The sequence below is a fragment of the Burkholderia sp. Bp8998 genome, assembly GCF_003854235.1.
Lineage (GTDB): Bacteria > Pseudomonadota > Gammaproteobacteria > Burkholderiales > Burkholderiaceae > Burkholderia.
In genome coordinates this window covers 447,441-469,323 of sequence record NZ_QTQF01000002.1, presented here as the reverse complement: position 1 = coordinate 469,323, position 21,883 = coordinate 447,441, and the positions used below count along the sequence as shown (strand labels likewise).

Annotated in this window: 18 protein-coding genes; 11 read left to right on the top strand and 7 right to left on the bottom strand. The window is 66.6% G+C overall.

What is annotated here, in order from left to right:
• Positions 1 to 15 precede the first annotated feature (15 nt).
• From icmH to DIE06_RS04940, 3 genes are all read left to right on the top strand, one after another.
• Positions 16 to 1,266, top strand: coding sequence for a type IVB secretion system protein IcmH/DotU (gene icmH / locus DIE06_RS04955; protein ID WP_124660392.1), 1,251 nt, complete (start codon positions 16 to 18; stop codon positions 1,264 to 1,266).
• Positions 1,267 to 1,708: 442 nt separating this feature from the next.
• Positions 1,709 to 4,303, top strand: a complete 2,595-nt coding sequence (mprF, locus tag DIE06_RS04945; RefSeq protein ID WP_124660390.1) for a bifunctional lysylphosphatidylglycerol flippase/synthetase MprF — start codon at positions 1,709 to 1,711, stop codon at positions 4,301 to 4,303.
• Positions 4,300 to 5,580 (top strand): virulence factor family protein, encoded by a 1,281-nt coding sequence (locus tag DIE06_RS04940; RefSeq protein ID WP_124660389.1) that lies wholly within the window; start codon positions 4,300 to 4,302, stop codon positions 5,578 to 5,580. The genes mprF and DIE06_RS04940 overlap by 4 nt, the downstream gene beginning before the upstream one ends.
• 73 nt (positions 5,581 to 5,653) lie before the next feature.
• Here the strand turns inward: DIE06_RS04940 and DIE06_RS04935 are convergent, their stop codons facing one another.
• The 4 genes from DIE06_RS04935 to DIE06_RS04920 all read right to left on the bottom strand — a co-directional run bounded on the left by DIE06_RS04935 (position 5,654) and on the right by DIE06_RS04920 (position 10,004).
• Positions 5,654 to 6,112: a DUF934 domain-containing protein gene (locus tag DIE06_RS04935; protein ID WP_124660388.1), complete on the bottom strand. Its 459-nt coding sequence runs from the start codon at positions 6,110 to 6,112 to the stop codon at positions 5,654 to 5,656.
• Entirely contained in the window at positions 6,109 to 7,893 is a 1,785-nt protein-coding gene (locus DIE06_RS04930) for a nitrite/sulfite reductase (protein WP_124660387.1), read from the bottom strand. The genes DIE06_RS04935 and DIE06_RS04930 overlap by 4 nt, the downstream gene beginning before the upstream one ends.
• Before the next feature lie 189 nt (positions 7,894 to 8,082).
• Positions 8,083 to 8,478 (bottom strand): hypothetical protein, encoded by a 396-nt coding sequence (locus DIE06_RS04925; RefSeq protein WP_124660386.1) that lies wholly within the window; start codon positions 8,476 to 8,478, stop codon positions 8,083 to 8,085.
• A gap of 92 nt (positions 8,479 to 8,570) precedes the next feature.
• Positions 8,571 to 10,004 carry a PLP-dependent aminotransferase family protein gene (locus tag DIE06_RS04920; protein WP_124660385.1) on the bottom strand — a complete coding sequence of 478 codons (1,434 nt, stop codon included), beginning with the start codon at positions 10,002 to 10,004 and terminating at the stop codon, positions 8,571 to 8,573.
• A gap of 434 nt (positions 10,005 to 10,438) precedes the next feature.
• Between DIE06_RS04920 and DIE06_RS04915 the strand changes: the two genes are divergently transcribed.
• Together DIE06_RS04915 and DIE06_RS04910 are read left to right on the top strand one after the other, a co-directional pair.
• Positions 10,439 to 11,563, top strand: coding sequence for an extracellular solute-binding protein (locus DIE06_RS04915; RefSeq protein WP_124660424.1), 1,125 nt, complete (start codon positions 10,439 to 10,441; stop codon positions 11,561 to 11,563).
• Complete coding sequence (locus DIE06_RS04910) at positions 11,560 to 13,308, top strand: sensor domain-containing diguanylate cyclase (protein ID WP_124660384.1); 1,749 nt, start codon at positions 11,560 to 11,562, stop codon at positions 13,306 to 13,308. The genes DIE06_RS04915 and DIE06_RS04910 overlap by 4 nt, the downstream gene beginning before the upstream one ends.
• A gap of 126 nt (positions 13,309 to 13,434) precedes the next feature.
• Here DIE06_RS04910 and DIE06_RS04905 read toward each other — a convergent pair whose 3' ends face one another.
• A complete protein-coding gene (locus DIE06_RS04905; protein WP_124660383.1) occupies positions 13,435 to 13,734 on the bottom strand; it encodes a DUF4148 domain-containing protein in 300 nt (99 codons plus the stop codon).
• A gap of 272 nt (positions 13,735 to 14,006) precedes the next feature.
• The gene (locus tag DIE06_RS04900) at positions 14,007 to 14,267 is read right to left on the bottom strand and encodes a hypothetical protein (RefSeq protein ID WP_006760082.1); all 261 of its coding nucleotides are present in this window, start codon (positions 14,265 to 14,267) and stop codon (positions 14,007 to 14,009) included.
• A gap of 300 nt (positions 14,268 to 14,567) precedes the next feature.
• On the opposite strand from DIE06_RS04900, the gene DIE06_RS04895 reads away from it, so the two are divergent.
• The 4 genes from DIE06_RS04895 (at position 14,568) to DIE06_RS04880 (ending at position 18,837) form a co-directional block, all read left to right on the top strand.
• A complete protein-coding gene (locus DIE06_RS04895; protein ID WP_124660382.1) occupies positions 14,568 to 16,958 on the top strand; it encodes an RICIN domain-containing protein in 2,391 nt (796 codons plus the stop codon).
• 38 nt (positions 16,959 to 16,996) lie between these two features.
• A complete protein-coding gene (locus tag DIE06_RS04890; RefSeq protein WP_311767615.1) occupies positions 16,997 to 17,422 on the top strand; it encodes a hypothetical protein in 426 nt (141 codons plus the stop codon).
• Positions 17,400 to 18,005, top strand: a complete 606-nt coding sequence (locus DIE06_RS04885) for an SCO family protein (protein WP_124660381.1) — start codon at positions 17,400 to 17,402, stop codon at positions 18,003 to 18,005. Before DIE06_RS04890 ends, DIE06_RS04885 begins: the two co-directional genes overlap by 23 nt.
• A gap of 193 nt (positions 18,006 to 18,198) precedes the next feature.
• The gene (locus tag DIE06_RS04880; RefSeq protein WP_124660380.1) at positions 18,199 to 18,837 is read left to right on the top strand and encodes a hypothetical protein; all 639 of its coding nucleotides are present in this window, start codon (positions 18,199 to 18,201) and stop codon (positions 18,835 to 18,837) included.
• Between the two features lie 190 nt (positions 18,838 to 19,027).
• Here DIE06_RS04880 and DIE06_RS04875 read toward each other — a convergent pair whose 3' ends face one another.
• Positions 19,028 to 19,876: a sulfite exporter TauE/SafE family protein gene (locus DIE06_RS04875; RefSeq protein ID WP_124660379.1), complete on the bottom strand. Its 849-nt coding sequence runs from the start codon at positions 19,874 to 19,876 to the stop codon at positions 19,028 to 19,030.
• Between the two features lie 196 nt (positions 19,877 to 20,072).
• On the opposite strand from DIE06_RS04875, the gene DIE06_RS04870 reads away from it, so the two are divergent.
• Both DIE06_RS04870 and DIE06_RS04865 read left to right on the top strand, forming a co-directional pair.
• Positions 20,073 to 20,969, top strand: a complete 897-nt coding sequence (locus DIE06_RS04870; protein ID WP_124660423.1) for a LysR family transcriptional regulator — start codon at positions 20,073 to 20,075, stop codon at positions 20,967 to 20,969.
• Between the two features lie 139 nt (positions 20,970 to 21,108).
• Positions 21,109 to 21,741 carry a LysE family translocator gene (locus tag DIE06_RS04865; protein ID WP_124660378.1) on the top strand — a complete coding sequence of 211 codons (633 nt, stop codon included), beginning with the start codon at positions 21,109 to 21,111 and terminating at the stop codon, positions 21,739 to 21,741.
• Positions 21,742 to 21,883: the final 142 nt, after the last annotated feature.

The window sequence follows — 21,883 nt, the reverse complement described above, 5'->3', positions numbered from 1 at the left end:
GAGGGATCGATCAGGATGACGCTATCGACTACCGATCCGCAGGGCGACGCAGGAGCCGTGGTGTCGCCGCCCGTTGCCGCACGGCTCAAGGCCGCGGAGCAGGCGGTCAACCCGCTGCTCGAAGCGTCGCGCGTCCTGTTGCAGGCGTTGGCCGATACGCCCGATACGCCCGAAACGCCCGAAACGCCCGAAACGCCCGAAACGCTCGATGCCGACGCCGTTGCACGATGGCGTCGATGGCTGGGGCAGGAAGTGCGTCTCTTCACCCGGATCTGCGGTGAGCTCCAGGTCCGACCCGAGCATATCCGGTGCGCAAGCTATTGTCTGTGCGCCGCGCTCGACGAGGCGGCGATGCAGACGCCTTGGGGAAAAGGCGCAACAACCGGCGTCGAATGGCAGGACAACAGCCTGGCGAGTGCGTTGGGACATGATCGTCAGGGCGGCGACCGTGTGTTCCAGCTGATCGACGAGGCAATGCGCGATCCGCGCGAGAACCTCGACCTGATCGAGTTGTACCAGAACGTACTCGATCTCGGGTTTCGTGGGCGATACCGATTTGAAGCAGGTGGGCAAAAGCGCTTGCAGGTCATTCGCGGACACGTACACGACGTGGTCATGACGGGTGGGCAGAGCGTGAGTCACGTCAGCGAGCCGCTGAAACGTCCGCGACAGACGATCGATCCATGGGTACGTCCGGTGGCGGTGCGTCGGTCGCGAGCGAGGTTCGTCGGAGGTCTCGCTGTTGCGTTGCTGCTGGGAGCCGGGGCGTATGCCGCCGTAGACCGTTGGGTTCGCACGAAGGAGAGGCTCCGGGCGTCGCCGCTCGATGCGCTGGCTCGCAATCTGGAACTGCGCCTTCGCGATGAAGTTGCTGCAGGGAATGTCGAACTGATCCGCGACGCCGGGCGCAATGCGTTGACGCTCCGATTCAGCGGAATGTTTGGGCCCGGAGAAGCAACGGTGGCGCCGTGGGGCGCTTCGGTGGCGGCTTCGGCCGGCTGGGAAATCGCGGCTGTGACCAAGGACGCGACCGTCCGGGTGGCAGGATACGCGGATAGCACACCGATCAGTTCGACACGTCAAGCATCCAACCACACGCTTTCCGAAGCACGCGCCCGGCACGTGGCCCAAATTCTCGTTGCGGCAGGCGTACCGGCGCCGCGCATCGACGTCGAGGGAAATGGCGAGGCCGATTCGCTGGCGGACAACGGCACCGCGTCGGGAAGGGCGAGAAATCGTCGTGTCGAAGTGACCATCACGGATTGATGTTCGATCGCGAGCGATAATTTCGGACTTGAGCAGGCGTGATGACGGAGCGATGAAGGACCCGTGAGGCGAAGGCGACAAACCGTTCCCATTCCCCGAATCCAGCGCCCGGTCGCGGTTTTGCGCTCGCCGGCTCGCCGGACCGGGAGAATTTTTCCCAAATGCATCACAAGTCATTCATCTGATGAAAAATCCCGGGCGGTTCCCGGTATGATGCGCACCTTGCGCATGAATTTGATGCGTCGTCGATGCGCCCGCCGCGCCCGAACCGCCCGGTGCAAGATCGAAAGATTCTGTAATATAAAATCCGTATACTCGTAATTTTCTGATCCAGGCGCCGCCTGCCTTCGTCCCAGGCCGACCGCCCACGCAGAACAACCAGATTCGTCGCCGCCAGGCCACCTTGCGCCGCGACACGCTATGCACCACCACTGAACCATCTATGTCTTCCCGCCACCCTGGTCCGCCCGGCCGTACCGCGGCGGTGATCGCCCGTGTCTCGACACTGATCCGCAACGAGCGCGTGCTGTCGCCACTGCTCGCGCTCGGTATCGGCCTGCTGCTGATCGTGGTGTTCCAGCACCTGTCCGAATCCGTCGACTACCGGTCGGTGATCCGCCAGCTGCGCCACATGTCCGCGGTCGAATGGGGCGCATCGCTGGCCGCGACGGCCCTCAGCTATCTCGCGCTCGTCGCCCGCGATGCGGTCGGCCTGCGCTACGTCGCCGCGAAGGTGCCGCGCGCCGCGCTGTGGACCGGCGCGATCGCCGGCTCCGCGCTCGGCAATGCGACCGGCTTCGGCGCGCTGACGGGCGGCGCGGTGCGCGCGCGCGTGTACGGCGTGTCGGGCGTCACGCCCGCGCAGATCGGCCGGATGACGGTATTCACCAGCGGCACGCTCGCGCTCGCACTGGTGCTGATGACGGCGGTCGGCATGGTCTGCGTGCCGCAGACGCTCGCCGCGATGCTGCATGTCGCGCCCGGCGTGCTCACGTGGAGCGGTGCCGCGCTGCTCGTCGTGCTGGCCGTCATGGTCGCGATGTGCGGGAATACCGCCCGCCCGGTCGTCACGCGCTTCAAATGGCTGTCGTTCGACGTGCCCGCGCGGCGCGACCTCGTCGCGCAGGTCGTCTACGCGGTGCTCGACGTCGTGGCCGCGGGCCTGACGCTGTGGGTGTTGCTGCCGGCCGCGCCGGTCGGCTTCCCGATCTTCATCACCGTGTACGCGGCCGCATTGCTGCTCGGGATGATCGGCCATACGCCAGGCGGGATCGGCGTGTTCGAGGCCGCGATGGTCTTCACGCTGGGCCGCGAAGTGCCCGCGCACGCGATGGTCGCCGCGCTGATCGCCTATCGCGCGATCTACTTCGGCGTGCCGCTCGTGCTGTCGGCCGGCCTGCTGGCCGGGTTCGAGGGCCGCGCACTGCGCCGCCGGCTCGTGTCGCGGCAGGCCGCGCGCGTGTCGCAACTGGCGCCGCTGTTCCTGAGCCTCGTGACCTTCGCGGTCGGCGGGATGCTGGTGATCTCGAGCGCGACGCCCGCGTTCTGGCACCGGATCGCGATCCTGCGCAACATCGTGCCGCTGTGGGTGCTCGAAGGCTCGCAGGTGATCTGCAGCGTGCTGGGCGTCGCGCTGCTGTTTGTCGCGCGCGGGCTGCTGCGCCGGCTGGACGGGGCCTGGTGGATGACCTTCGCGCTGACGCTCGCGAGCCTCGCGCTGTCGCTGGCGAAGGGCCTCGCGTTCGTCGAGGCCGGCGTGCTCGGCACGTTGCTGGTGCTGCTGCTCGTCAGCCGCCGCCGTTTCAACCGGCATTCGTCGCTGCTCGCCGAGCGCTTCACGGTGAGCTGGTTCGTGTCGGTGACGATGGTGCTGGTGCTCGCCGTGTGGGTGCTGTGCTTCGCGTTCCGCGACGTGCCGTACACGCGCGATCTGTGGTCGCATTTCGCGTTCGACGAGCGCGCGCCGCGGGCGTTGCGCGCGACGCTGGCGGCCGGCGTGTTCGTCGCGATGTTCGCGCTGTGGCAACTGCTGCGCCCGGCGCCCGGTCGTTTCGTGACGCCGGTCGCGCAAGACCTGCTCGATGCCGAGCAGATCATCCGCGCGCAGGAATGCAGCGATGCGGGCCTCGCGCTGATGGGCGACAAGTCGTTCCTGTTCTCCGAGTCGCGCCGCGCGTTCCTGATGTATGCGAAACACGGCCGCACGTGGGCCGCGCTGCACGATCCGGTCGGCCCGCGTGAGGAATGGCCGGCGCTGATCGGCAAGTTCATCGCGCTGGCGCACGCGCACAGCGGCCGCGCGGCGTTCTACCAGGTGCGCGCGAACGCGCTGCCGCTGTATCTCGACGCCGGGCTCACGCTGATGAAGCTCGGCGAGGAAGCGCACATCGCGCTCGACCAGTTCGACCTGAAGGGCTCGAATCGTTCCCACCTGCGCTACGCGCTGCGCCGCGGCGACAAGGACGCGCTGACGGTCGAGGTGATCGCGCCGCCCGACGTGCCGGCCGCGCTGCCGTCGCTGCGCGACATTTCCGACGGCTGGCTCGACAGCCGCGACGCGCGCGAGAAGAGCTTCTCGGTGGCCGCGTTCCACGACGGCTATCTCGCGACGCAGTCGGTGATGCTGGTGCGCCAGGCCGACAAGCCGATCGCGTTCGTCACGTTCATGACGACCGACCTCAATACCGAGGCGACCGTCGGCGTGATGCGCCATCTGCCGGACGCGTCGCCGTACGCGATGGAGTATCTGTTTACGCAGCTCGCGCTGCATCTGAAGGAAGCGGGGTTCCGCAAGCTGAGCCTGGGCATCGCGCCGTTCTCGGGGATGGGGGCAGCGAAGATGCCGTCGCCGTGGCACCGGTTCGGGCTGATGGTCTGGCGGTTCGGCGGCCGCTTCTACAACTTCCGTGGCTTGCGTGCATTCAAGAGCAAGTTCGAGCCGCACTGGGAGCCGCGCTATCTGGCGGCCTCGGGCTCGGTCGGCGTGTTCGTCACGCTCGCGGATCTGTCCCTGCTGGCTGGAGGTCGGCGTTCATGATGTTGAAGAAGGGTATCGTGCAGGCGGTAGCCGCCTGCGCGGGAATGATGCTGGCCGGCGCCGCGTTCGCGGCGCAGCCGGCGGCGGCGAAACCGGAAACCGTCTCGGGCGGCCGCTACGGCCCCGTGACCGTGACGAAGCCGAGCGGCCCGCTGCGCGGCTTCGTCGTGCTGTTCTCGCGTAAGCGAGGCTGGGGCGCCGCCGATCAGCAGGCGGCCGACGCACTCGCGAAAGCGGGCGCGATGACGGTCGGCGTGGATTCGGAGCGCTATGCGGCGAACCTCGCCGCGAAGCAGGAAACCTGTCACCACCTCGACGGCGACGCCGAGGCGGTCAGCCACCAGCTCGAACGCCTCGCGCAATCGGCGCATTACTATACGCCGATCGTCGCGGGCGTGGGCCAGGGCGGGGCGATCGCGAAGCAGATCCTGTCGATGGCGCCGGAGAACACGATCGCCGGCGTCGTGTCGATCGGTCCGGCGGCGAAGCTCGATGTGCGCTTCAAGCCGTGCCCGCCCGATCCGACGATCGTGCGCCGCGCGATGCCGGGCTTCGTGGAAACGGCCGCGGCCGGCGACACCGCGCAGCTCGTGTCGCTCGTCACGTCGCACCTGCACGACACCAGCAGCAGCGACGAACTCGACGTGTCGGACCTGCCGCTCGTCGAGCTGCCGGCCAAGGGCGGCAGCGACCGCCTCGCGATCGTGATCTCGGGCGACGGCGGCTGGCGCGATCTCGACAAGACGATCGCCGAGGCGCTGCAGCGCGACGGCGTGGCGGTGGTCGGTATCGACAGCCTGCGCTACTTCTGGAGCGAGAAGCCGCCTGCACAGGTGAGCCGCGACCTGGCGCGCGTGATGCGCACCTACATGGCGCGCTGGCATGCGAATCGCGTGGCGCTGGTCGGCTACTCGTTCGGCGCGGACGTGATGCCGTTCGCGTACAACCGGCTGCCGGCCGACCTGCGCGACAAGGTCGCGGTGATGTCGCTGCTCGGCTTCGCGCCGGCGGCGGATTTCCAGATCCGCGTGACGGGCTGGCTCGGGATGCCGGCGAGCGACCAGGCGATGAAGGTCGCGCCGGAAATCGCGAAGGTGCCGCCGCGGCTCGTGCAGTGCTTCTACGGTGCGGAAGAGAAGGACACGATGTGTCCGGCGCTCGCGAATACCGGCGCCGACGTGATCAAGACGGGCGGCGACCACCACTTCGGTCACGACTACATCGCGCTCGAGAAGAAGATCCTCGGCGCGTTCGGCAAGCCGGTGGCGGCGCGCTGAACGCCGGCGCCCGCTTCGCGGCGGGCGCGGCGCTTGCGGTTCATCGGACGGGCGGCCTGCGGACCGCCCGTTGTCATTTCTCCGCCTGCGCCGCGGTGTCCTGCCGCGACGTTGCCGTTCTCGCATCGCGCTGATAGAAGCCGGAGAACCGGTCGAGCTGCCGGCGCGCGGCGGCCAGATCGGCATCGACGCCGAGCACCGCGCTCGAAAACCCGGTGCGCTCCATCAGCAGCAACTGGTCGATCAGCACGTCGCCCGTCGCACGCAAGTCGCCGGCGAAGCCGAAGCGTTTGCGCAGCAGATAGGCCTGGCTGTACGCGCGGCCGTCGGTGAAGGACGGGAAGTGCAGGTCGATGCGCGCGGCCTGCGCGATTCGTGTGGCGAGCGGCAGCAGTTCCTCGTCGTTGCCGATCGTCAGGGTCGTGAGCGTCGCGGTCTCGGACGCGTTCGTATCGTCGGCGTGTTCGGCCGGCGTCAGCAGCCGGATGCGTGCGTTCGTGCTCGGGTTCACTGTTTCGTCGGTCGGTTTCATGCGTGCTCCGGCTGGTGACGTGCGTCGTTCGCCGCGGCCTTGAAGGGCTCGGCGCCGATGCGGCGCACCGTGTCGATGAATCGTTCGCCGCGGCCGTCGGCATCGAGCCGCGCGTCGAGATACACGTTGACGAGCGCGTCCACGACATCGACGATCTCGTCCGCCGAGAACGACGGGCCGATCACCTTGCCCGGCCGCGCGGGGCCGCTCGTGCTCGAGCCGTCCGAGCCGCCGAGCGTCACCTGGTACCACTCCGCGCCGTCCTTGTCGACGCCGAGGATGCCGATGTGCCCGCTGTGATGGTGGCCGCACGAGTTGATGCAGCCGCTGATGTGCAGGTCGATGTCGCCGACGTCGTGCAGCATGTCGAGATCCTGGAACCGCTCGGTGATCGCGTCGGCGATCGGGATCGAGCGCGCGTTCGCGAGCGCGCAGAAATCGCCGCCGGGGCACGCGATCATGTCGGTCAGGAGTCCGACGTTTGCACTGGCAAGCCCGATCGCGCGCGCATGCTCCCACAGCAGGAACAGATCGTCGGCGTGTACCCACGGCAGCACCACGTTCTGCGCGTGTGTCACGCGCGCCTCGCCGGCCGAGAAGCGGTCGGCGAGTTCGGCCAGCGCGTCGAGCTGCTCGGGCGATGCGTCGCCGGGCGCCTGCAGGCGACGCTTGAACGACAGCGTGACGATGCGCAGCGCCGGATCGCGGTGTGCGGCGACGTTGCGCGCGAGCCAGCGCGCGAAGGCCGGATGGCGACTGGCATGTGCGGCCATGCGTGCTTCGGCATCGTCGAGGTCGAGCGTGCGCGACGTCAGCCGCGGTGGCACGAACGATGCCGCGATGCGGTCGAACTCGGCCTGCGGAATCGTGTGCGGGCCGCCGTCATGCTCGACGATCTGGCGGAACTCTTCCTCGACGTCGTCGATGTAGCGCTGCCCCTCGCTCTTCACGAGAATCTTGATGCGTGCCTTGTACTTGTTGTCGCGGCGTCCGTAGCGGTTGTACACGCGAACGATCGCCTCGATGTAGTTCATCACGTGCTGCCACGGCAGGAACGCGCGCAGCAGCGTCGCGATCAGCGGCGTGCGGCCCATGCCGCCGCCGGCGCTCACGCGAAAACCGAGCTCACCCGCGTTGTTGCGCACGAGCTTCAGCCCGACGTCGTGCCAGTCGGTCGCCGCGCGGTCCTCGGCCGCGCCGGTGATCGCAATCTTGAACTTGCGCGGCAGGAACGCGAATTCCGGATGCAGCGTCGTCCACTGGCGCATCACTTCGGCGAACGGGCGCGGATCGGCGATCTCGTCCGGTGCGACGCCCGCGCGCTCGTCGCACGAAATGTTGCGGATGCAATTGCCGCTCGTCTGGATCCCGTGCATGTCGACAGTCGCGAGCAGGTCCATCACGTCGGCCGCCTTCGCGAGCGGAATCCAGTTGAACTGCACGTTGGTGCGGGTCGTGAAGTGCGCGTTGCGGGTCGGCAGGCGCAGCGTGCCGAGCAGCGCCTGCGCGTCGCGGGCGGCGCGATAGGTCGCGTCGTCGGGCACGTCGTAGTCGCGTGCGATCCGGGCGAGCACGCGAAGCTGCGCGCTCGACAGTTCGCCGTACGGCACGGCCACGCGCAGCATCGGCGCATGGCGCTGCACGTACCAGCCGTTCTGCAGGCGCAACGGCCGGAACGCGTCCTCGCTCAGCGTGCCGTGCTGCCAGCGTTCGAGCTGGTCGCGGAACTGGGCGGCGCGGCTGTGCACGAGCGCCCGGTCGAAATCGGTATATCGGTACATGACGTGATACGCGAGAGGAGCGGCGGCGCAGGGGGCGCGCGCCGCTCGGGAGGGAACGTTGCGACGGGTGTCAGGCAACCGGAGACAGCGTAGGGAACGCGGGGCGGCGGGACAAGCAGCAGATCGGGATGAAAAGGGCGCAGCAGATTCGCGGGGCGCGGGCATGCGTTGCGCATGCCCGCGCCGGGTTCATGCCTGCGCGTCGACGATCAACGCCGGATCGAGCGCGCGGATGCGCTGGTCGATGAAGTAGCCGCCGCCTTCCTGGTAGCGCAGATACAGCCGGCCGCACGACACGCAGCGGCTGACGTTGCAGCGGTTGTACGGAAAGTGGCGCGGCGCGATCGGCGCGTCGTCGGACCCGTAACGCGTGCGGTCCGGATGGTATTCGTCGTAGGTCGGCTCGGGGTCATCGGGCGGCATGAGCGTCGCCACGTCGACGAGCTGCGTGTCCCGCAGCGACAGCGGCAGGCTCGTCCAGCCGGCAAGCGGGGTCTTCGTGCAGGTGCACGGCTGGGTGACACCGGCGGCTTCGGCCGCGAGCGTCAGCAGCGCGACGTGATCGAGGTAGGGCAATGCGCTCATGAGATGGGATGCGTGCGAAGGAGCGAAGGGGCTTGCAATGTAACCCGTATGCGCGTCGGCTGTACGGTGGCGGCCGCCGGCCGCCGTGCGGTTCAACCGGCCTTGCGTACCGCCGGCTCGGCGACCAGCTCGCCGAGCACGCGGATCGCGCGTTCGATGTCGCGGCTCCACGGATGGCCGAAGTTCACGCGCACGCAGCGCTCGAAGCGGTGCGCAGCCGAAAACAGTGGCCCCGGCGCGAAGCTGATGCCGCGCGCGATCGCCTGGCGGTGCAGTTCCATCGCATCGATCGCATCGGGAAACGACAGCCACAGGAAATATCCGCCGTCCGGCCGTACCCACTCGACGCCGGCCGGCAGCCAGCGCCGCAGCGCGTCGTCCATGCGCGCGAGCTGCGCCTGCAGTGCGCCGCGCAGCTTGCGCAGGTGACGATCGTAGCCGCCGTGCTCCAGATAGTTCGCGATGCCGGCCTGCGCGGGAATGCTCGCCGACAGCGTGGTCATCAGCTTGAGCCGCTGCACCTTTTCCGCGAACCGGCCGGCGGCGGCCCAGCCGATCCGGTAGCCGGGCGCGAGCGTCTTCGAGAACGAACTGCAATGCATCACGAGGCCGTGCCGGTCGAAGGCACGCGCGGGCAGCGGGTAGTCAGGGCCGAAATGGAGCTCGCCGTACACGTCGTCCTCGATCAGCGGCACCTCGCGCGCGGCAAGCATCTCCACGAGCGCGCGTTTCCTGTCGAGCGACAGCGTGACGCCGGTCGGGTTCTGGAAATTGGTCATGAACCAGCACGCGCGGATGTCGTGCCGGTCGAGCGCGTTCGCGAGTGCATCGAGATCGAGGCCCGTACGCGGATCGACGGGAATCTCGACCGCGCGCAGGTCGAGCCGCTCGATCGCCTGCAGGGCCGCATAGAAGCCGGGCGATTCGACCGCGACGACATCGCCGGGCCGCGTGACGGCCATCAGGCACAGGTTCAGCGCTTCGAGCGCGCCGTTCGTGACGACGATCTCGTCGACGGGCTGCGCGACGCCGGTCGCCAGATAGCGGCGCGCGATCTGCTGGCGCAGCGCCTCGTTGCCGGGCGGCAGGTCGACGACCGTGCTCCATGGGCTTATGAGCCGCGTCGCCTGCGCGAGCGACTTCGCGAGGCGCGGTAGTGGAAACAACTGCGGCGACGGGAAGGCGGAGCCGAGCGGCACGATGCCGGGCTGCGTCGCGGCGTCGAGCACCGAGAACACGAGATCGCTGATGTCGACCTTGCGCGTCGCGCCGGCGCGGCTCGCGCGGCGTTTCGCGGGCGGGTTCGCCGCCGGGCCCGCGCCCGGCGCGACGTAATAGCCGGAGCGTTCGCGTGCGCGGATCAGCCCCCACTGTTCGAGCAGGTAATACGCGCGAAACACCGTCGACTGGCTCACGCCATGTTGCGCGATGATCTGCCGCAGCGACGGCAGGCGCGTGCCGACCGCGAGGTTGCCGTGGCGGATTTCGTCGGCGATCGTATGGGCGAGGGTTTCGTAGCGTTTCATCGGTGCGGACGGGAACACGTGTCCGCCGCGCGCGGGGCCGGTGCGGCGCCGCGCCGGCGGGCGCGGGCCATTGTCCGACGGGCGGCCTGAAAAGGAAAGCGCGACGGCGCGGCGGCTGGCCGCGCTTTCGGGGCGATGCCGATGCCGGTGCTTGCGCCGCATCAGGCCGCGTTCGGCTCCGCGTTGCGGCCGTTCGCACCATTCCTTTCGCCTGGAAGCATCCAGCGCCAACGACGCGTAACGACTTTCTCCTGATCATTCGTTGTTCGCGCACCCGCATTCGTCTGCGCGCGACGACACGCGATCGAAGGGTGCACGCATGTCGTCCTCCACATGAGGCTGACACGGTGCGCGTGCGGCTTGTTCCAATTGCGCCGCGATATTTTTTATGGTCTTGTTGCACGATCACGCGTCGACTCGAAAAAGGACGGCGGATGCAGTCGGGCCATTCATACGGGGTCCCTTTGATCAGGGGAATGGGCGCGCGCGAGCGTGGGCTTCGTGCCGTCCGTCGATTGCTCGTCCTGTTGGCGCTGGGCGTGTCATGCGTGCCTGCGTTCGCCGCTTCTCCCGAGACTGCCAGTGACATCGTGCTGCGTGTGCTCGCGTGGCCGGGCTATGCGGACAACGATGTCGTCAATGCGTTTGAGACGCAATTCCATGTGCGCGTCGAAGTGACGTTCGTCGATTCCGACGAAGCATTGTGGACGCGGATGCACAGTGCATCGCCACCGCCGTACGACGTGCTCGCGGCCAACACCGCCGAGATCCAGCGCTATGCGCGCGGCGACCTGCTCACGCCGATCGACCTGTCCCGGATCCCCAACCGCCGGTGGCAACTGCCGAATTTCCGGCAGCTCGCGACGATCGGCGGGCTCGTGCGCAACGGCGCGACCTATGCGATTCCGTTCACGTATTCGTCGATGGGACTGATCTACGATCGCAAGCAGGTGCCGGTCGCGCCGCATTCGATGCTGGAACTCTGGAATCCGCGTTACCGTGGCAAGGTGCTCGACTTCAACAGCGCGCAGCATAATTTTTCGTTCGCCGCGCTCGCGCTCGGCTATCCCGACCCGTTCCACCTGTCGCCCGCGCAAACGCTTGCCGTCGCGCACAAGCTGGTCGACCTGCGACGCAACCTGCTCACGTATTACACGCTTCCGGAAGAGGCGACCGCGCTGTTCGTCCAGCATCGCGCGGCGCTGATGTTCGGCAACTACGGCACACAGCAGGTCGAACAACTGCGTCGCGCCGGTGCGGATGTGGGCTACGTGATTCCGGACGAAGGCGCGCTCGCATGGCTCGACTGCTGGGGCGTCACGCGCGGCGCGGAGCATCGCGAGCTCGCGTTCGCATGGATCAATTACATGCTCGAACCGGCGATCGGCGCGCTGCTGACCGAACGCCAGGGGCTCGCGAATACGCTCGAACCGCCACCCGGTCTCGAGGCCGGTCACCAGCACCTCGTCTGGATCCAGCCGGTGGAAGACATCGCGCGGCGTGAGTCGCTATGGAGCCGCATCGTTTCGGGCGATCGGCCGGAGCGGTTCGAAAAATGATCAGGCTCGGGCTCACGTCGAAGCTGTCGGTGCTGTTCGCGTGCATCGGCGTGATCGCGTCCGGCACGACCGGCTACTACACCTACCGTGCGAACCGGACGATGCTCGTGCAGGAAGCGCAGCACAGCCTGCTGATGTCGACGCAGTTGCTCGGGCAGCGCTTCACGACCGCGCTGTCCGATGTGGCCGACGATGCGCTCGTGCTCGCGCAATTGCCGTCGTCGGCACCTGTTGCCCACGGCGAAGGCACGGATCGTGCGCCGCGCACGCGGCTCGAGCAGGTGTATTACAGCTTCATGAAGAACCACCCCGAGTACCTGCAGATCCGGCTGATCGCGCGCGGCGATTTCGGGCTCGAGCGCATTCGCGTCGATCGCGACGCGCATGGCATCGTCGTGCTGCCGGAGAGTGCATTCCAGGAGAAAGGGCAGTTTTCCTACGTATTCGACACGCTTGCGACGGCGCCCGGTCATATCTACCTGTCGCCGATCGTGATCAATCACGAGACCGGCTCGCATTCGGCCGAAGGGCTGCCGATCCTGCGCGTGGGCACGCCGGTCGTCGACGACGACGGCCAGGTTGCGGGCGCGCTGGTCGTCGACGTCGAGCTCACGCGCATGTTCGACCGGCTCGAACGCGATCTACCGCAAGACTACGCGGTGTTCCTCGCGAACGAATGGGGCGATTTCCTCGTGCACCCCGATCCGTCGCAGATCTTCGGCTTTGATCGCGGGCGGCGCGTGCTGATGCAGGACAGCTTTCCCGACACGCGGCTGCTGTTCGCCGGGACGCGCACCAACGTGACGCTCAACGGTCTCACGCAGCCCGACGACGCGCCAGGCCAGATGTTCGCGTTCGTGCGCACGCCGTTCGGCAGCAACGAGGGTAACCGCTTCGTGGTGCTCGGCATGGCGCGTCCGCTCACGGACGTGCTGGCGCCGGCCGGGATGCTCGGCGAGCGCATCATCAGGATGGTGCTGTTGATGAGCGTGGCGGCGGTGATTCTCGCGATCCTGTTTGCGCGCGCGATCACGCGGCCATTGCAGATGCTCGCGCGCGCGGCGACCCACGTGTTCGACGATCCGGCCGCCGAACGGTTGCCCGTCGCGCGGGCCGACGAAATCGGCGTGCTGGCGCGCTGTTTCGACAGCATGCGCGTCGAGATCCGCACGCAGGTCGCGATGCTGCGCGCGAAGCAACTGGAGCTCACACACCTCGCCGGTCACGATCCGCTGACCGGCCTGCCGAACCGCCTGTTGTTCATGGAGCATCTCGATGCCGCGATCCGGCATGCGGCCGCGGTGCGCGAGGGGCTGGCGGTGATGTTCGTCGATCTCGACCGCTTCAAGCAGATCAACGACCAGCACGGGCACGCGGCCGGCGATCGCACGCTCGTCGCGGTCGCGAAACGGCTGAGCCTCGTGCTGCGCAGCGGCGACATGGCCGCGCGGCTCGGCGGCGACGAATTCATCGTACTGATTTCGGACGTGCGATCGCCGGCGGTGATCGGCGATATCGCGTCGCGTATCCAGATCGTGATGGCCGAGGAGCTGGACTTCGGCGACCGTCACCTGGCCGTGGGCGCGAGCATCGGCGTCAGCGAATATCCGGTCGATGGCGCGTCGGCGGAGGAACTGCTGGTCAAGGCCGACGCGGCGATGTACGCGGCCAAGGCGTCTGCGCAGTGCGCGTGCGTGCGTTACCAGGAACTGCTGGGCGGCGCGATTGCTGCCGACGCCGGCTGACGCGTGGCGGCGGGGGGCGGCCGCTGACGTCAGGCCGGTCATGCGCACGGCAGAAACGCGACGAGCCCGTCACGGACGGGCTCGCTGGATCCGGGCGCACCGCGCGCGATGCGCGCGTCGGCGGACTTAGTGGCCGAAGTAGACCGAGTCGCGCGCGTTCTGCACCTTGACCGCCGGTGCGCCGCCCTGGACGACCGGGGCCGGCTGCGCGCCATAGCCGCTGTTGTCGGCGGCGTGCGCGCGCGCTTGCGCGGCCTGGATGTCGGCCGGGTAGTACGGGCTCGACTGGCTCGGCTTGTAGCCGGCGTTTTCGAGCTGGACGAGTTCGTTGCGCACTTGCGCGCGGGTCACGGTGCTTTGGGCGAAGGCGCCGAACGAAGCGGACAGGGCGACAGCGGCAACGACTGCGGAAACGAGCGATTTCATGATGACCTCCGATGTTCTATTGACTTCGCCGGCGACACCATGTCGTAAGCGATTGATTACATCGTAGGCGCCGGTGGACCTAGGGTAAACGTGGGTTTCGATGAAAGATCGTTGCGCATCAGGCAACAATTTCAAGAGAATTTCGATCCAGCCCCATTCTGCGTTGCGGGAATTGCAAACCGGTGGCGGGCAGCGGGCGGCGAGGCGCCGCGCACGGGTGAATGCCCGGCGGCGGGGCGCCGGCAGGTGGGGCGGAAGGGGGCGTTGCCGGATCAGACGCCGTCGGCGTCGTCGATCTCCTTGCGCTCGCGGCGTTCCTCGTTGCCGCGGCGTGCGCGCAGGCGCTGGCGCGACAGGACCGCGATCACCTGCTGGGTGGGCGCGCCGGACGGCAGCTCGTTGCGGATGCGATCGGGCACCATCGGCAGGCCCGCGCGCTGCCGGCGCAGTGCCTTCGCGATTGCCCGGCGGCATTCGTCGCCGTGGCAATCCCATTCATCGCGGATTCTCTGGCAATAGCGGCATTGTTCCATGCGGACAGTCTAACGTGTCTTCGGGAACGGGGCCGGGTGTGGCGTCGAAAAGGGATGGGTGGGCGGATGTGCCAGTCATAACCCCGGACACTCAAGCCGATCAACAGTGTGTCCTTCCGGTACATCGATCGGAGGGAGCGATCCGGGAGAGCCATAGAAAAAGGAATTGCTTTTCGATACCGATCGCGCTCGGTAAAGCGCATCCGGTCGAACGACAAGAATAGTGTGCAAACGTACATTTGCAGTAGACGCGCGGCGGTATATATCGTCCTCACTTTCAACGACGCTCGTGAGGGACCTATGCGCGATCTGTGGGGAAAGGCAGTCGCCTGCCTGTCAATTCTGGCGAGCATGCTGGTATCCGTCAGCGCATTCGCGATTGGCAGTCCTTCATATACCGATATCGTGTCCGCGAACAGCGGACTCTGCCTGACAAGCGCGGGAAATTCGGCGTCGTGGGGCGCGGGCATCGTGCAGGCATCGTGCTCCGGCCAGAGCAATACGACCTGGTCGTTCGTACCGGTTGCCGGAAATCGGTATCACATCGTGCTGCAAGGCAGCGGTCTGTGCCTCAATGTGCCGGGCAGTTCGGGCACGAGTGGAACGCAGTTGATTCAGTACGGTTGTCAGGGCAGCAGCCTGCTGAACGATCAGTGGACGGTCGTCACGGTTGGATCGAGCTACCGGATCGTGTCTGCGTTGAATGGCTTGTGCGTGAACGTGAGCGGCGGATCAACGGCCAGCGGCGCGCAACTGATCCAGTATGGCTGCCAGGGTGCCACGCAGACCAGCGACCAATTCAACCTGTACCTGCCGGTCAACGCGTCGACCAACGTAGTCGTCGCGAGCAGCGGGCTGTGCATGACGATCAGTGGTGGCGTCGTCGTGCAGGGCGCGTGCAGCAATCAGGGCGCCACCGGCTGGCTGTTGCAGCCTGTCGGCAGTGGTTATCACGTGATCGCCCAGTCCACCGGACAATGCCTGAACGTCTATCAGGGCCAGCGCACGAGCGGCACGCCGCTGATTCCTTACGCGTGTCAGGACAGCTCGCTGACGAACGACCAGTGGACCGTCACGCCGATCGGTGGAAAGTACCAGTTGGTGTCGGTCGCGAGCGGGATGTGCGCGAGCGTCAGCGGCGGATCGCTCGCGTCCGGCGCGCAACTGATCCAGTCTCCATGTCAGAATGCGGCAACGTTGAGCGACCAGTTCGCCCTGACGTTGCCGCAGACTTTCCCGGTCACGCTGCCGTCGGCATGGAGCCCGGTCATCACGCTGCCGGTCAACCCGATCGGCCTCGCGAATACGCCGAACGGCAAGCTCGTGATGTGGTCGTCGAACCAGCCCTATACCATTCAGTCCGACGTGGGCTATGCGGTCACGCAGACGCAGACTGCGCTCTTCGATTCCGCGACGAACGCGGTGACGCAGTACATCGAAACGTCCGCGGGTTCCGACATGTTCTGCCCCGGCACCGCGATGCTGTCCGATGGACGGCTGCTGGTCAATGGTGGTGACAGCAGTCCCAAGACGACACTCTACGACTCGACGACGAATACCTGGAGCGCCGCCGCGACGATGAACATTCCTCGCGGGTATCAAGGCGATACGCTGCTGTCGAATGGCTCGGTGATGACGCTTGGCGGATCGTGGAGCGGCGGTTTGGGTGGCAAACAGGCCGAACTGTGGGACGGCAGCAGATGGACCGTTCTGTCGGGCGTGCCGGAAACGAACATCGTCGGTCCGGATCCGCAGGGCATTTACCGCGGCGATAATCACCTGTGGCTGTTTGCGCAGGCAAATGGCAGCGTATTCCATGCCGGCCCGAGTGCGCAGATGAACTGGATCTCGACGAGCGGCGTCGGCGCAATCTCGTCGGCGGGAAATCGCGGTGTCGACCCTTATTCGATCAACGGTACGGCATCGCTGTTCGACACGGGCCTGATTCTGAAGACAGGCGGAGCAAAAGCGTATCAGCAGAACGGTAGCACGTCGACCTATGCATCGAATTCCGCGTATCTGATCGATATCACGCGCGGCCCGGGGCAACCCGTGTCGGTGCAACGGCTGAACGGGATGACCTATCAGCGCGCATTCGCGAACAGCGTCATTTTGCCCAACGGCAATGTCGTGATCGTGGGCGGGCAAAGCGTGCCGATGCCCTTTACCGATACCACCGCGATCCTGGTGCCCGAGATCTGGGACCCGGCGACACATCGTTTCGATCTGCTGCAGCCGATGCGGACGCCGCGCACCTATCACAGCACGGCGATCCTGATGCCGGACGGGCGCGTGTTCGTCGGCGGCGGCGGGCAATGCGGCTTCGGCTGCGTGAGCAACCATCTGAATGCGGAAATCCTGACGCCACCTTACCTGCTCAATGCCGACAATACGCTTGCCTCTCGCCCGGCGATCGTGTCCGCGCCGACCAGCGCGATGCACGGATCGACGATGACGGTGTCGACGGGGGCGTCGGTCGCGTCCTTCGTGTTGATGCGAATGTCGTCGGTAACGCATTCGACGAACAACGACCAGCGCCGGATTTCGCTGCCGATCGTGTCGGCGAATGGCACAACCTATCAACTGTCGATTCCGGCTGATTCCGGTGCCGCGTTGCCGGGCTACTACATGCTGTTCGCGCTCGATGCGCGTGGCGTTCCCAGCGTGTCGAAGGCGGTCCGGATCCTATGAGGAAACGCTGTTCGTCGCGGGCCTGCCACGGGTGCGCCGTGTTGCTGTTGTGTGTCGCGTTGCTCGGGGTGGTCGGCTCGCGAGCGATGGCGCGTGGCGACGACGACGCGGGGCGCGCACTCTTCACCGGAGCGATGCCATTGACCGGCCGAATGTCGTCCCATCCCGGCGATCTTCCCGCGAATGTCGTGCAATGCGCGAACTGCCATGCGGAAACGACCGGCCCCGCCGTGCGGAACTCGATTGCGCCACGCCTCACGCGAAGCTGGCTCGTTGATCTGCAAAGCCGGCGCGGCGGCCCCCCGAGCCGTTACGATCTCCCCGCATTCTGCAGGATGCTGCGCGATGGAATCGACCCGGCTTATGTATTGCTCAATGTCGAGATGCCGCGCTACCGGATAAGCGAAGGCGATTGCGCGGCGCTCTGGCGCTTTCTCACCCATGTGCCGAGTGACCCCGCCTGACCCGCGTCGCCGACGCGCGATATGCAAAGCGGGGCTCTCGGTGTTTGCATTGTCCGCGCTTTGTGCGTCGGCGCTTGTACGCGGACAAAATGCGCCGATCGCGTATCACGGCGGACGCATCAAGCCGCCGGTTCTAGTTCCCGACTGGCCGGTTCGCACTGCGCAGGGGCGCGAAACGAACCTGCGCGCATTGCTGGTCGGACGCGTGACCGCGTTGCAGTTGTTTTTTACAGGCTGCTCCGCGATTTGCCCGATCCAGGGGGCAGTCTTTCAACGCGTACAGACATTACTTGGTGCACGCGCGGACGTTCAACTGCTATCGCTCAGCATGGATCCGCTGTCCGATACTCCGGATCGAATGCGTGCCTGGCTAGGGCGGTTCGATGCTCGGCCGGGGTGGATCGCGGCTGCGCCGGAGTTGCGGAATGTCGATGCCGTGCAGACATTGTTTGGCGGCGGTATGACGGGACTCGACAATCACGGAACCCAGGTTCATCTGATTGACCGGCACGGGCAATTGATCTGGCGTACTTATGAACTGCCGTCTGCCGAAACCGTTGCGGCGCTGCTCAAGCAGGCGTAGAGCCGGGCTCGGATCGGCCTATTTTCACCGCAACCGTAGCCGCCGGAATCCGAGGCGTCTTCTCGGGTTACCGCATGCACGATCCGCGCCTCGTCGCCGCGGCACCTGGCAGGCAGCACGTCGACAAAGCGGAGCGGGCTCGCTGGCGAGACCTGTCGGCGTTGACGATTCGCCGGCAGACGTCGCCATGCAAATGTCAGATCACATCGTAGAACAAGACAAACGCAAGCGTCGCCGCCGCCACCGCAATGCATCCGATCTCGAACACGATCAGGAAATTGCGCCGTCGTTTCGCGAGATTTCCGAGCGGATCAGCCCGGCGGCAACTGGGACATGGGTCCACCGTATTGGAATCCAGGACGCGATGACACGCGGGATTGGGGCAATATCTCGTGGCAAAAGGCGCGTTTTTCATGCTCCTGCCTCGCTTTCGGAGTCAACTATGCGCCATATTTTATTCACCTCAGGTCATCGTGATGACGTGAGGACGCCTGGTTCAGTCCGGTATTTCGCGCAATCAGAATCGAACGGAAGGATCTGCGGAGATCGTGAGGCGACTGCCGCCGCGCTCGGGGATGTCTGCCGGGCGCCGACGGTCGACGCGGCCGCCGTGGCGCCCGACGCGTTCGACGCCGGCCCGCGAGGCACGACATATTCGCCGCTCGCCGTGCTGTGGCGGCGAGCCCGGGAGCAGGCGATTCCCGTCTGCGCGTTCGCGCCGGACATCCAGCGCCTGGCTCACCTGAGCGACCAGATCCCCCAGATGGCAATCAGCAAACCGAGGCCGAATCCGCAGCCCAGCAACACGTACGTTTCCATTTCGCGCCTCTGAAATCCGCGCCGTCGCCGACGTTGCGGCGACTGGCAGATAGTAGTGTCCGTCGGAGCCGCGCCTTGGCGCCTTCACGGAGACGGGCGCGGGTCGTCGAGGTCGCGAATATTGCGCTTGTCAGCTTTCAGAACGCATGCGCGATTGCTTGTCGGTGGAGTGACATCCGCGGCACGACGGTGCGCGGCCGACGTCATTTCGTGTTTGCGTGCGCGCTATCGACCTGCGCGACGGGCGGCGCCGCGTGCCGGAAGATGCCTGACTTCCAGATCATCTGGGAAGCGGCGACGAGCACGAACAGCAGGACGACCATCCGGAATACGCGCGGCGACATCGTGTCCCGCAGCGGGCGAACCAGCCACATGCCGGCGATGGCGGGCAGGCTGGCCGCCGCCGAGATCGCGAGGTCGGCGGCGCTTGCGTGCGCGGCGCCGCTGAACGTCGTGATCAGCGTGACGATCGACACCACGAGGATGATCGCGATCTGCTTCGTGAACGCGCGGCCGGTCGCGCCGGATGAAATCAGGTAGGTGGCGAGCAGCGGCCCCGGCACCGACGCGATGCTTTCCATCAGCGCCGCGCCGAACCCGAGCGCGAACCCGACCGGCTTTTGCCATGCGTTTGGCAGGTTCAGCTTCGGCGCGCTCAGCATCAGCGTTGCCGCGACGATCAGCAGCGCGCCCGACGCGGCCTGCGCGTGGCCCGCGTTCAGCGACAGCAGAATCGCGACGCCGACGACGTTGCCGAATACGGTGCCGGCGATCGGTGCGGCGATCTTGCGCGCGGTGGCGAGCACTTCACCGCCTTCCAGCGCCTGCGGGATATTGCCGAGGATGATCGGCATCGACAGCAGCAGCACCGCGTGCCGGATCGGCAGGAACTGGCTGAGGATCGGCATCGCCACCAGCGGAACGCCGATGCCCGTGATCCCCTTGACCATTCCGCCGAGCAGCAGTGCGACGGCGATGCCGATCAGGTCGAGCAGCGCGAGCCCGTGCAGGCTGGAAACCAATACACCTTCAGTCAGATTGAGATGAATCATCGGGAGCAGGTCGAGACAGAAGCGGCGGCGGGGCGGTCGACGGCATTAGATACGGTTCGAGGCTGAATCTTACCCGAGCGCGACGCCGAGTATCGGGCGGGATCGCGCGATCGAATATCGTTGCCGCGGTTCGATGCAATTCATGATGCGCCGCTCTATCATGCGAAAAATACATGCACCGAAACAAGGAGGCGAGATGACGCTTGCGCAGTTGCAGGCCCTGGCGGCGGTCGTCGAACTCGGCTCGCTGACGGCCGCGGCCGACCGGCTCAGTCGCAGTCAATCCGCGATCAGCCATGCGCTGACCGAACTGGAGGACATCACCGGGGTCAAGCTGCTGTTGCGCGACCGCCAGCCGGTCGTCCTGACCGCCGCCGGCGAACGCCTGTGGCCATACGTGCAGAACGTCGTTCGGGAAGCGCAGACGCTGCGCCAGCAGTTCGGCCTGTCGCGCGGCAAGCTCGAAGGCCGGCTGGTGGTGGCGTCGCTGCCGAGCGTTTCGCTCGCGTTCGTCGTACCCGCGCTCGAAGCGTTGAAGGCGGCGCACGAGGGCGTGACGGCGGTGCTGCTCGAAGGCACGGACGCGGAAGTCGAAGGGTGGCTCGATGACGGTACCGCCGACATCGGCGTGGTCGCCGGCACGAAGACCTTCGCGAACAACCTGCCGCTGCTCGACGAGGATTTCGTCGCGGTGGCGGCGGACGGCATGTTCGACGGTCGCAAGAGCGTGTCGGCGAAACTGTTGTCCACGATGCCGTTCATTTTCTCGAAGGCGGGGTGCGGGCCGGTCATCGCGGATTACTTCGCGCGCAACGGTGCGTCGCTTCGCGCCGCGTTCAACGTGGTCGAGATGCGGACCATCCTGTCGATGGCGGAGGCGGGAATGGGCGTGTCGATCGTCCCGCGCATCACGCTCACCTACACGCGGTTCGGCGGCCGGGTGCTGGCGCTGTCGCCCAGGCTGCACCGTTCCGTGCGGCTGTCGTGGAACGCGACGGGCAACGCGGTCGCCGACGCATTCGTGAAGCTGGTCGACGCGCAGCGCGCGAAAACGGGAAAGGCGATTCAGGCGCGGGCGAAAAAGGGAAAGTAGCGGGCCGGCGGGGCGATGAGACGATGAAGTGATGAAGCGCGCTCATGGGCGACTTGCAGTTTATTCATGCCGGCAGCCGTCGACATGCAATACATTGTTCGGCACTCGTCCCGACTTCACAGCCCTGAAGGAGACCATCGTGCCGGCCTTGCCCACCCTGATTGCTTTCGGACTCGTATCGCTCGGCATGGTCCTGACGCCCGGCCCGAACATGATCTACCTGATCTCCCGCTCGATCTGCCAGGGCCGCCGCGCGGGGCTGGTGTCGCTCGGCGGCGTCGCGCTGGGGTTCGTGTTCTACATGTTCTGCGCGGCATTCGGCCTTACCGCGCTGGTGCTGACCGTGCCGTACGCGTATGACGTGCTGCGTTTCGCCGGCGCGCTGTACTTGGCGCATCTCGCGTGGCAGGCGCTCAAGCCGGGCGGCCGCTCCGCGTTTCAGGTGCGGCAGCTGCCGCACGACAGCGGCGCGCGGCTCTTCACGATGGGCTTCGTCACCAACCTCGCGAACCCGAAGATCGCGGTGATGTACCTGTCGCTGCTGCCGCAGTTCATTTCGCCGGGGCATGGCAGCGTGCTCGCGCAATCGCTGGCACTGGGTTGCGTGCAGATCGCGGTCAGCGTCAGCGTCAACGCGCTGATCGCGAGCATGGCCGGCTCGATCGCGGGGTTCCTTGCCGGTCGGCCGGTCTGGGCACGGGTGCAGCGCGGGTTGATGGGGACCGTGCTGGCCGGACTGGCCGTGCGTATCGCGCTGGAATCGCGACGCTAGCGGCGACGCGGCTCGCGGTGGAAACCGGCGCGCCGATGTGCACGCAATGTGCGTGCGGACGAACAGGCGCAGCCGATCCGCGTGACGCAGACCGTCTCGTATTCGCCGTATCCGCAGGCGGATGGCGCGCGACGTCCCGCAC

What these genes read in the sequence shown, in the direction of transcription:
- icmH (WP_124660392.1), top strand. Translation starts at nt 16, where the DNA reads ATGACGCTATCGACTACCGATCCGCAGGGCGACGCAGGAGCCGTGGTG.
- mprF (WP_124660390.1), top strand. Translation starts at nt 1,709, where the DNA reads ATGTCTTCCCGCCACCCTGGTCCGCCCGGCCGTACCGCGGCGGTGATC.
- DIE06_RS04940 (WP_124660389.1), top strand. Translation starts at nt 4,300, where the DNA reads ATGATGTTGAAGAAGGGTATCGTGCAGGCGGTAGCCGCCTGCGCGGGA.
- DIE06_RS04935 (WP_124660388.1), bottom strand. Translation starts at nt 6,112, where the DNA reads ATGAAACCGACCGACGAAACAGTGAACCCGAGCACGAACGCACGCATC.
- DIE06_RS04930 (WP_124660387.1), bottom strand. Translation starts at nt 7,893, where the DNA reads ATGTACCGATATACCGATTTCGACCGGGCGCTCGTGCACAGCCGCGCC.
- DIE06_RS04925 (WP_124660386.1), bottom strand. Translation starts at nt 8,478, where the DNA reads ATGAGCGCATTGCCCTACCTCGATCACGTCGCGCTGCTGACGCTCGCG.
- DIE06_RS04920 (WP_124660385.1), bottom strand. Translation starts at nt 10,004, where the DNA reads ATGAAACGCTACGAAACCCTCGCCCATACGATCGCCGACGAAATCCGC.
- DIE06_RS04915 (WP_124660424.1), top strand. Translation starts at nt 10,439, where the DNA reads ATGCAGTCGGGCCATTCATACGGGGTCCCTTTGATCAGGGGAATGGGC.
- DIE06_RS04910 (WP_124660384.1), top strand. Translation starts at nt 11,560, where the DNA reads ATGATCAGGCTCGGGCTCACGTCGAAGCTGTCGGTGCTGTTCGCGTGC.
- DIE06_RS04905 (WP_124660383.1), bottom strand. Translation starts at nt 13,734, where the DNA reads ATGAAATCGCTCGTTTCCGCAGTCGTTGCCGCTGTCGCCCTGTCCGCT.
- DIE06_RS04900 (WP_006760082.1), bottom strand. Translation starts at nt 14,267, where the DNA reads ATGGAACAATGCCGCTATTGCCAGAGAATCCGCGATGAATGGGATTGC.
- DIE06_RS04895 (WP_124660382.1), top strand. Translation starts at nt 14,568, where the DNA reads ATGCGCGATCTGTGGGGAAAGGCAGTCGCCTGCCTGTCAATTCTGGCG.
- DIE06_RS04885 (WP_124660381.1), top strand. Translation starts at nt 17,400, where the DNA reads ATGTGCCGAGTGACCCCGCCTGACCCGCGTCGCCGACGCGCGATATGC.
- DIE06_RS04880 (WP_124660380.1), top strand. Translation starts at nt 18,199, where the DNA reads ATGTCAGATCACATCGTAGAACAAGACAAACGCAAGCGTCGCCGCCGC.
- DIE06_RS04875 (WP_124660379.1), bottom strand. Translation starts at nt 19,876, where the DNA reads ATGATTCATCTCAATCTGACTGAAGGTGTATTGGTTTCCAGCCTGCAC.
- DIE06_RS04870 (WP_124660423.1), top strand. Translation starts at nt 20,073, where the DNA reads ATGACGCTTGCGCAGTTGCAGGCCCTGGCGGCGGTCGTCGAACTCGGC.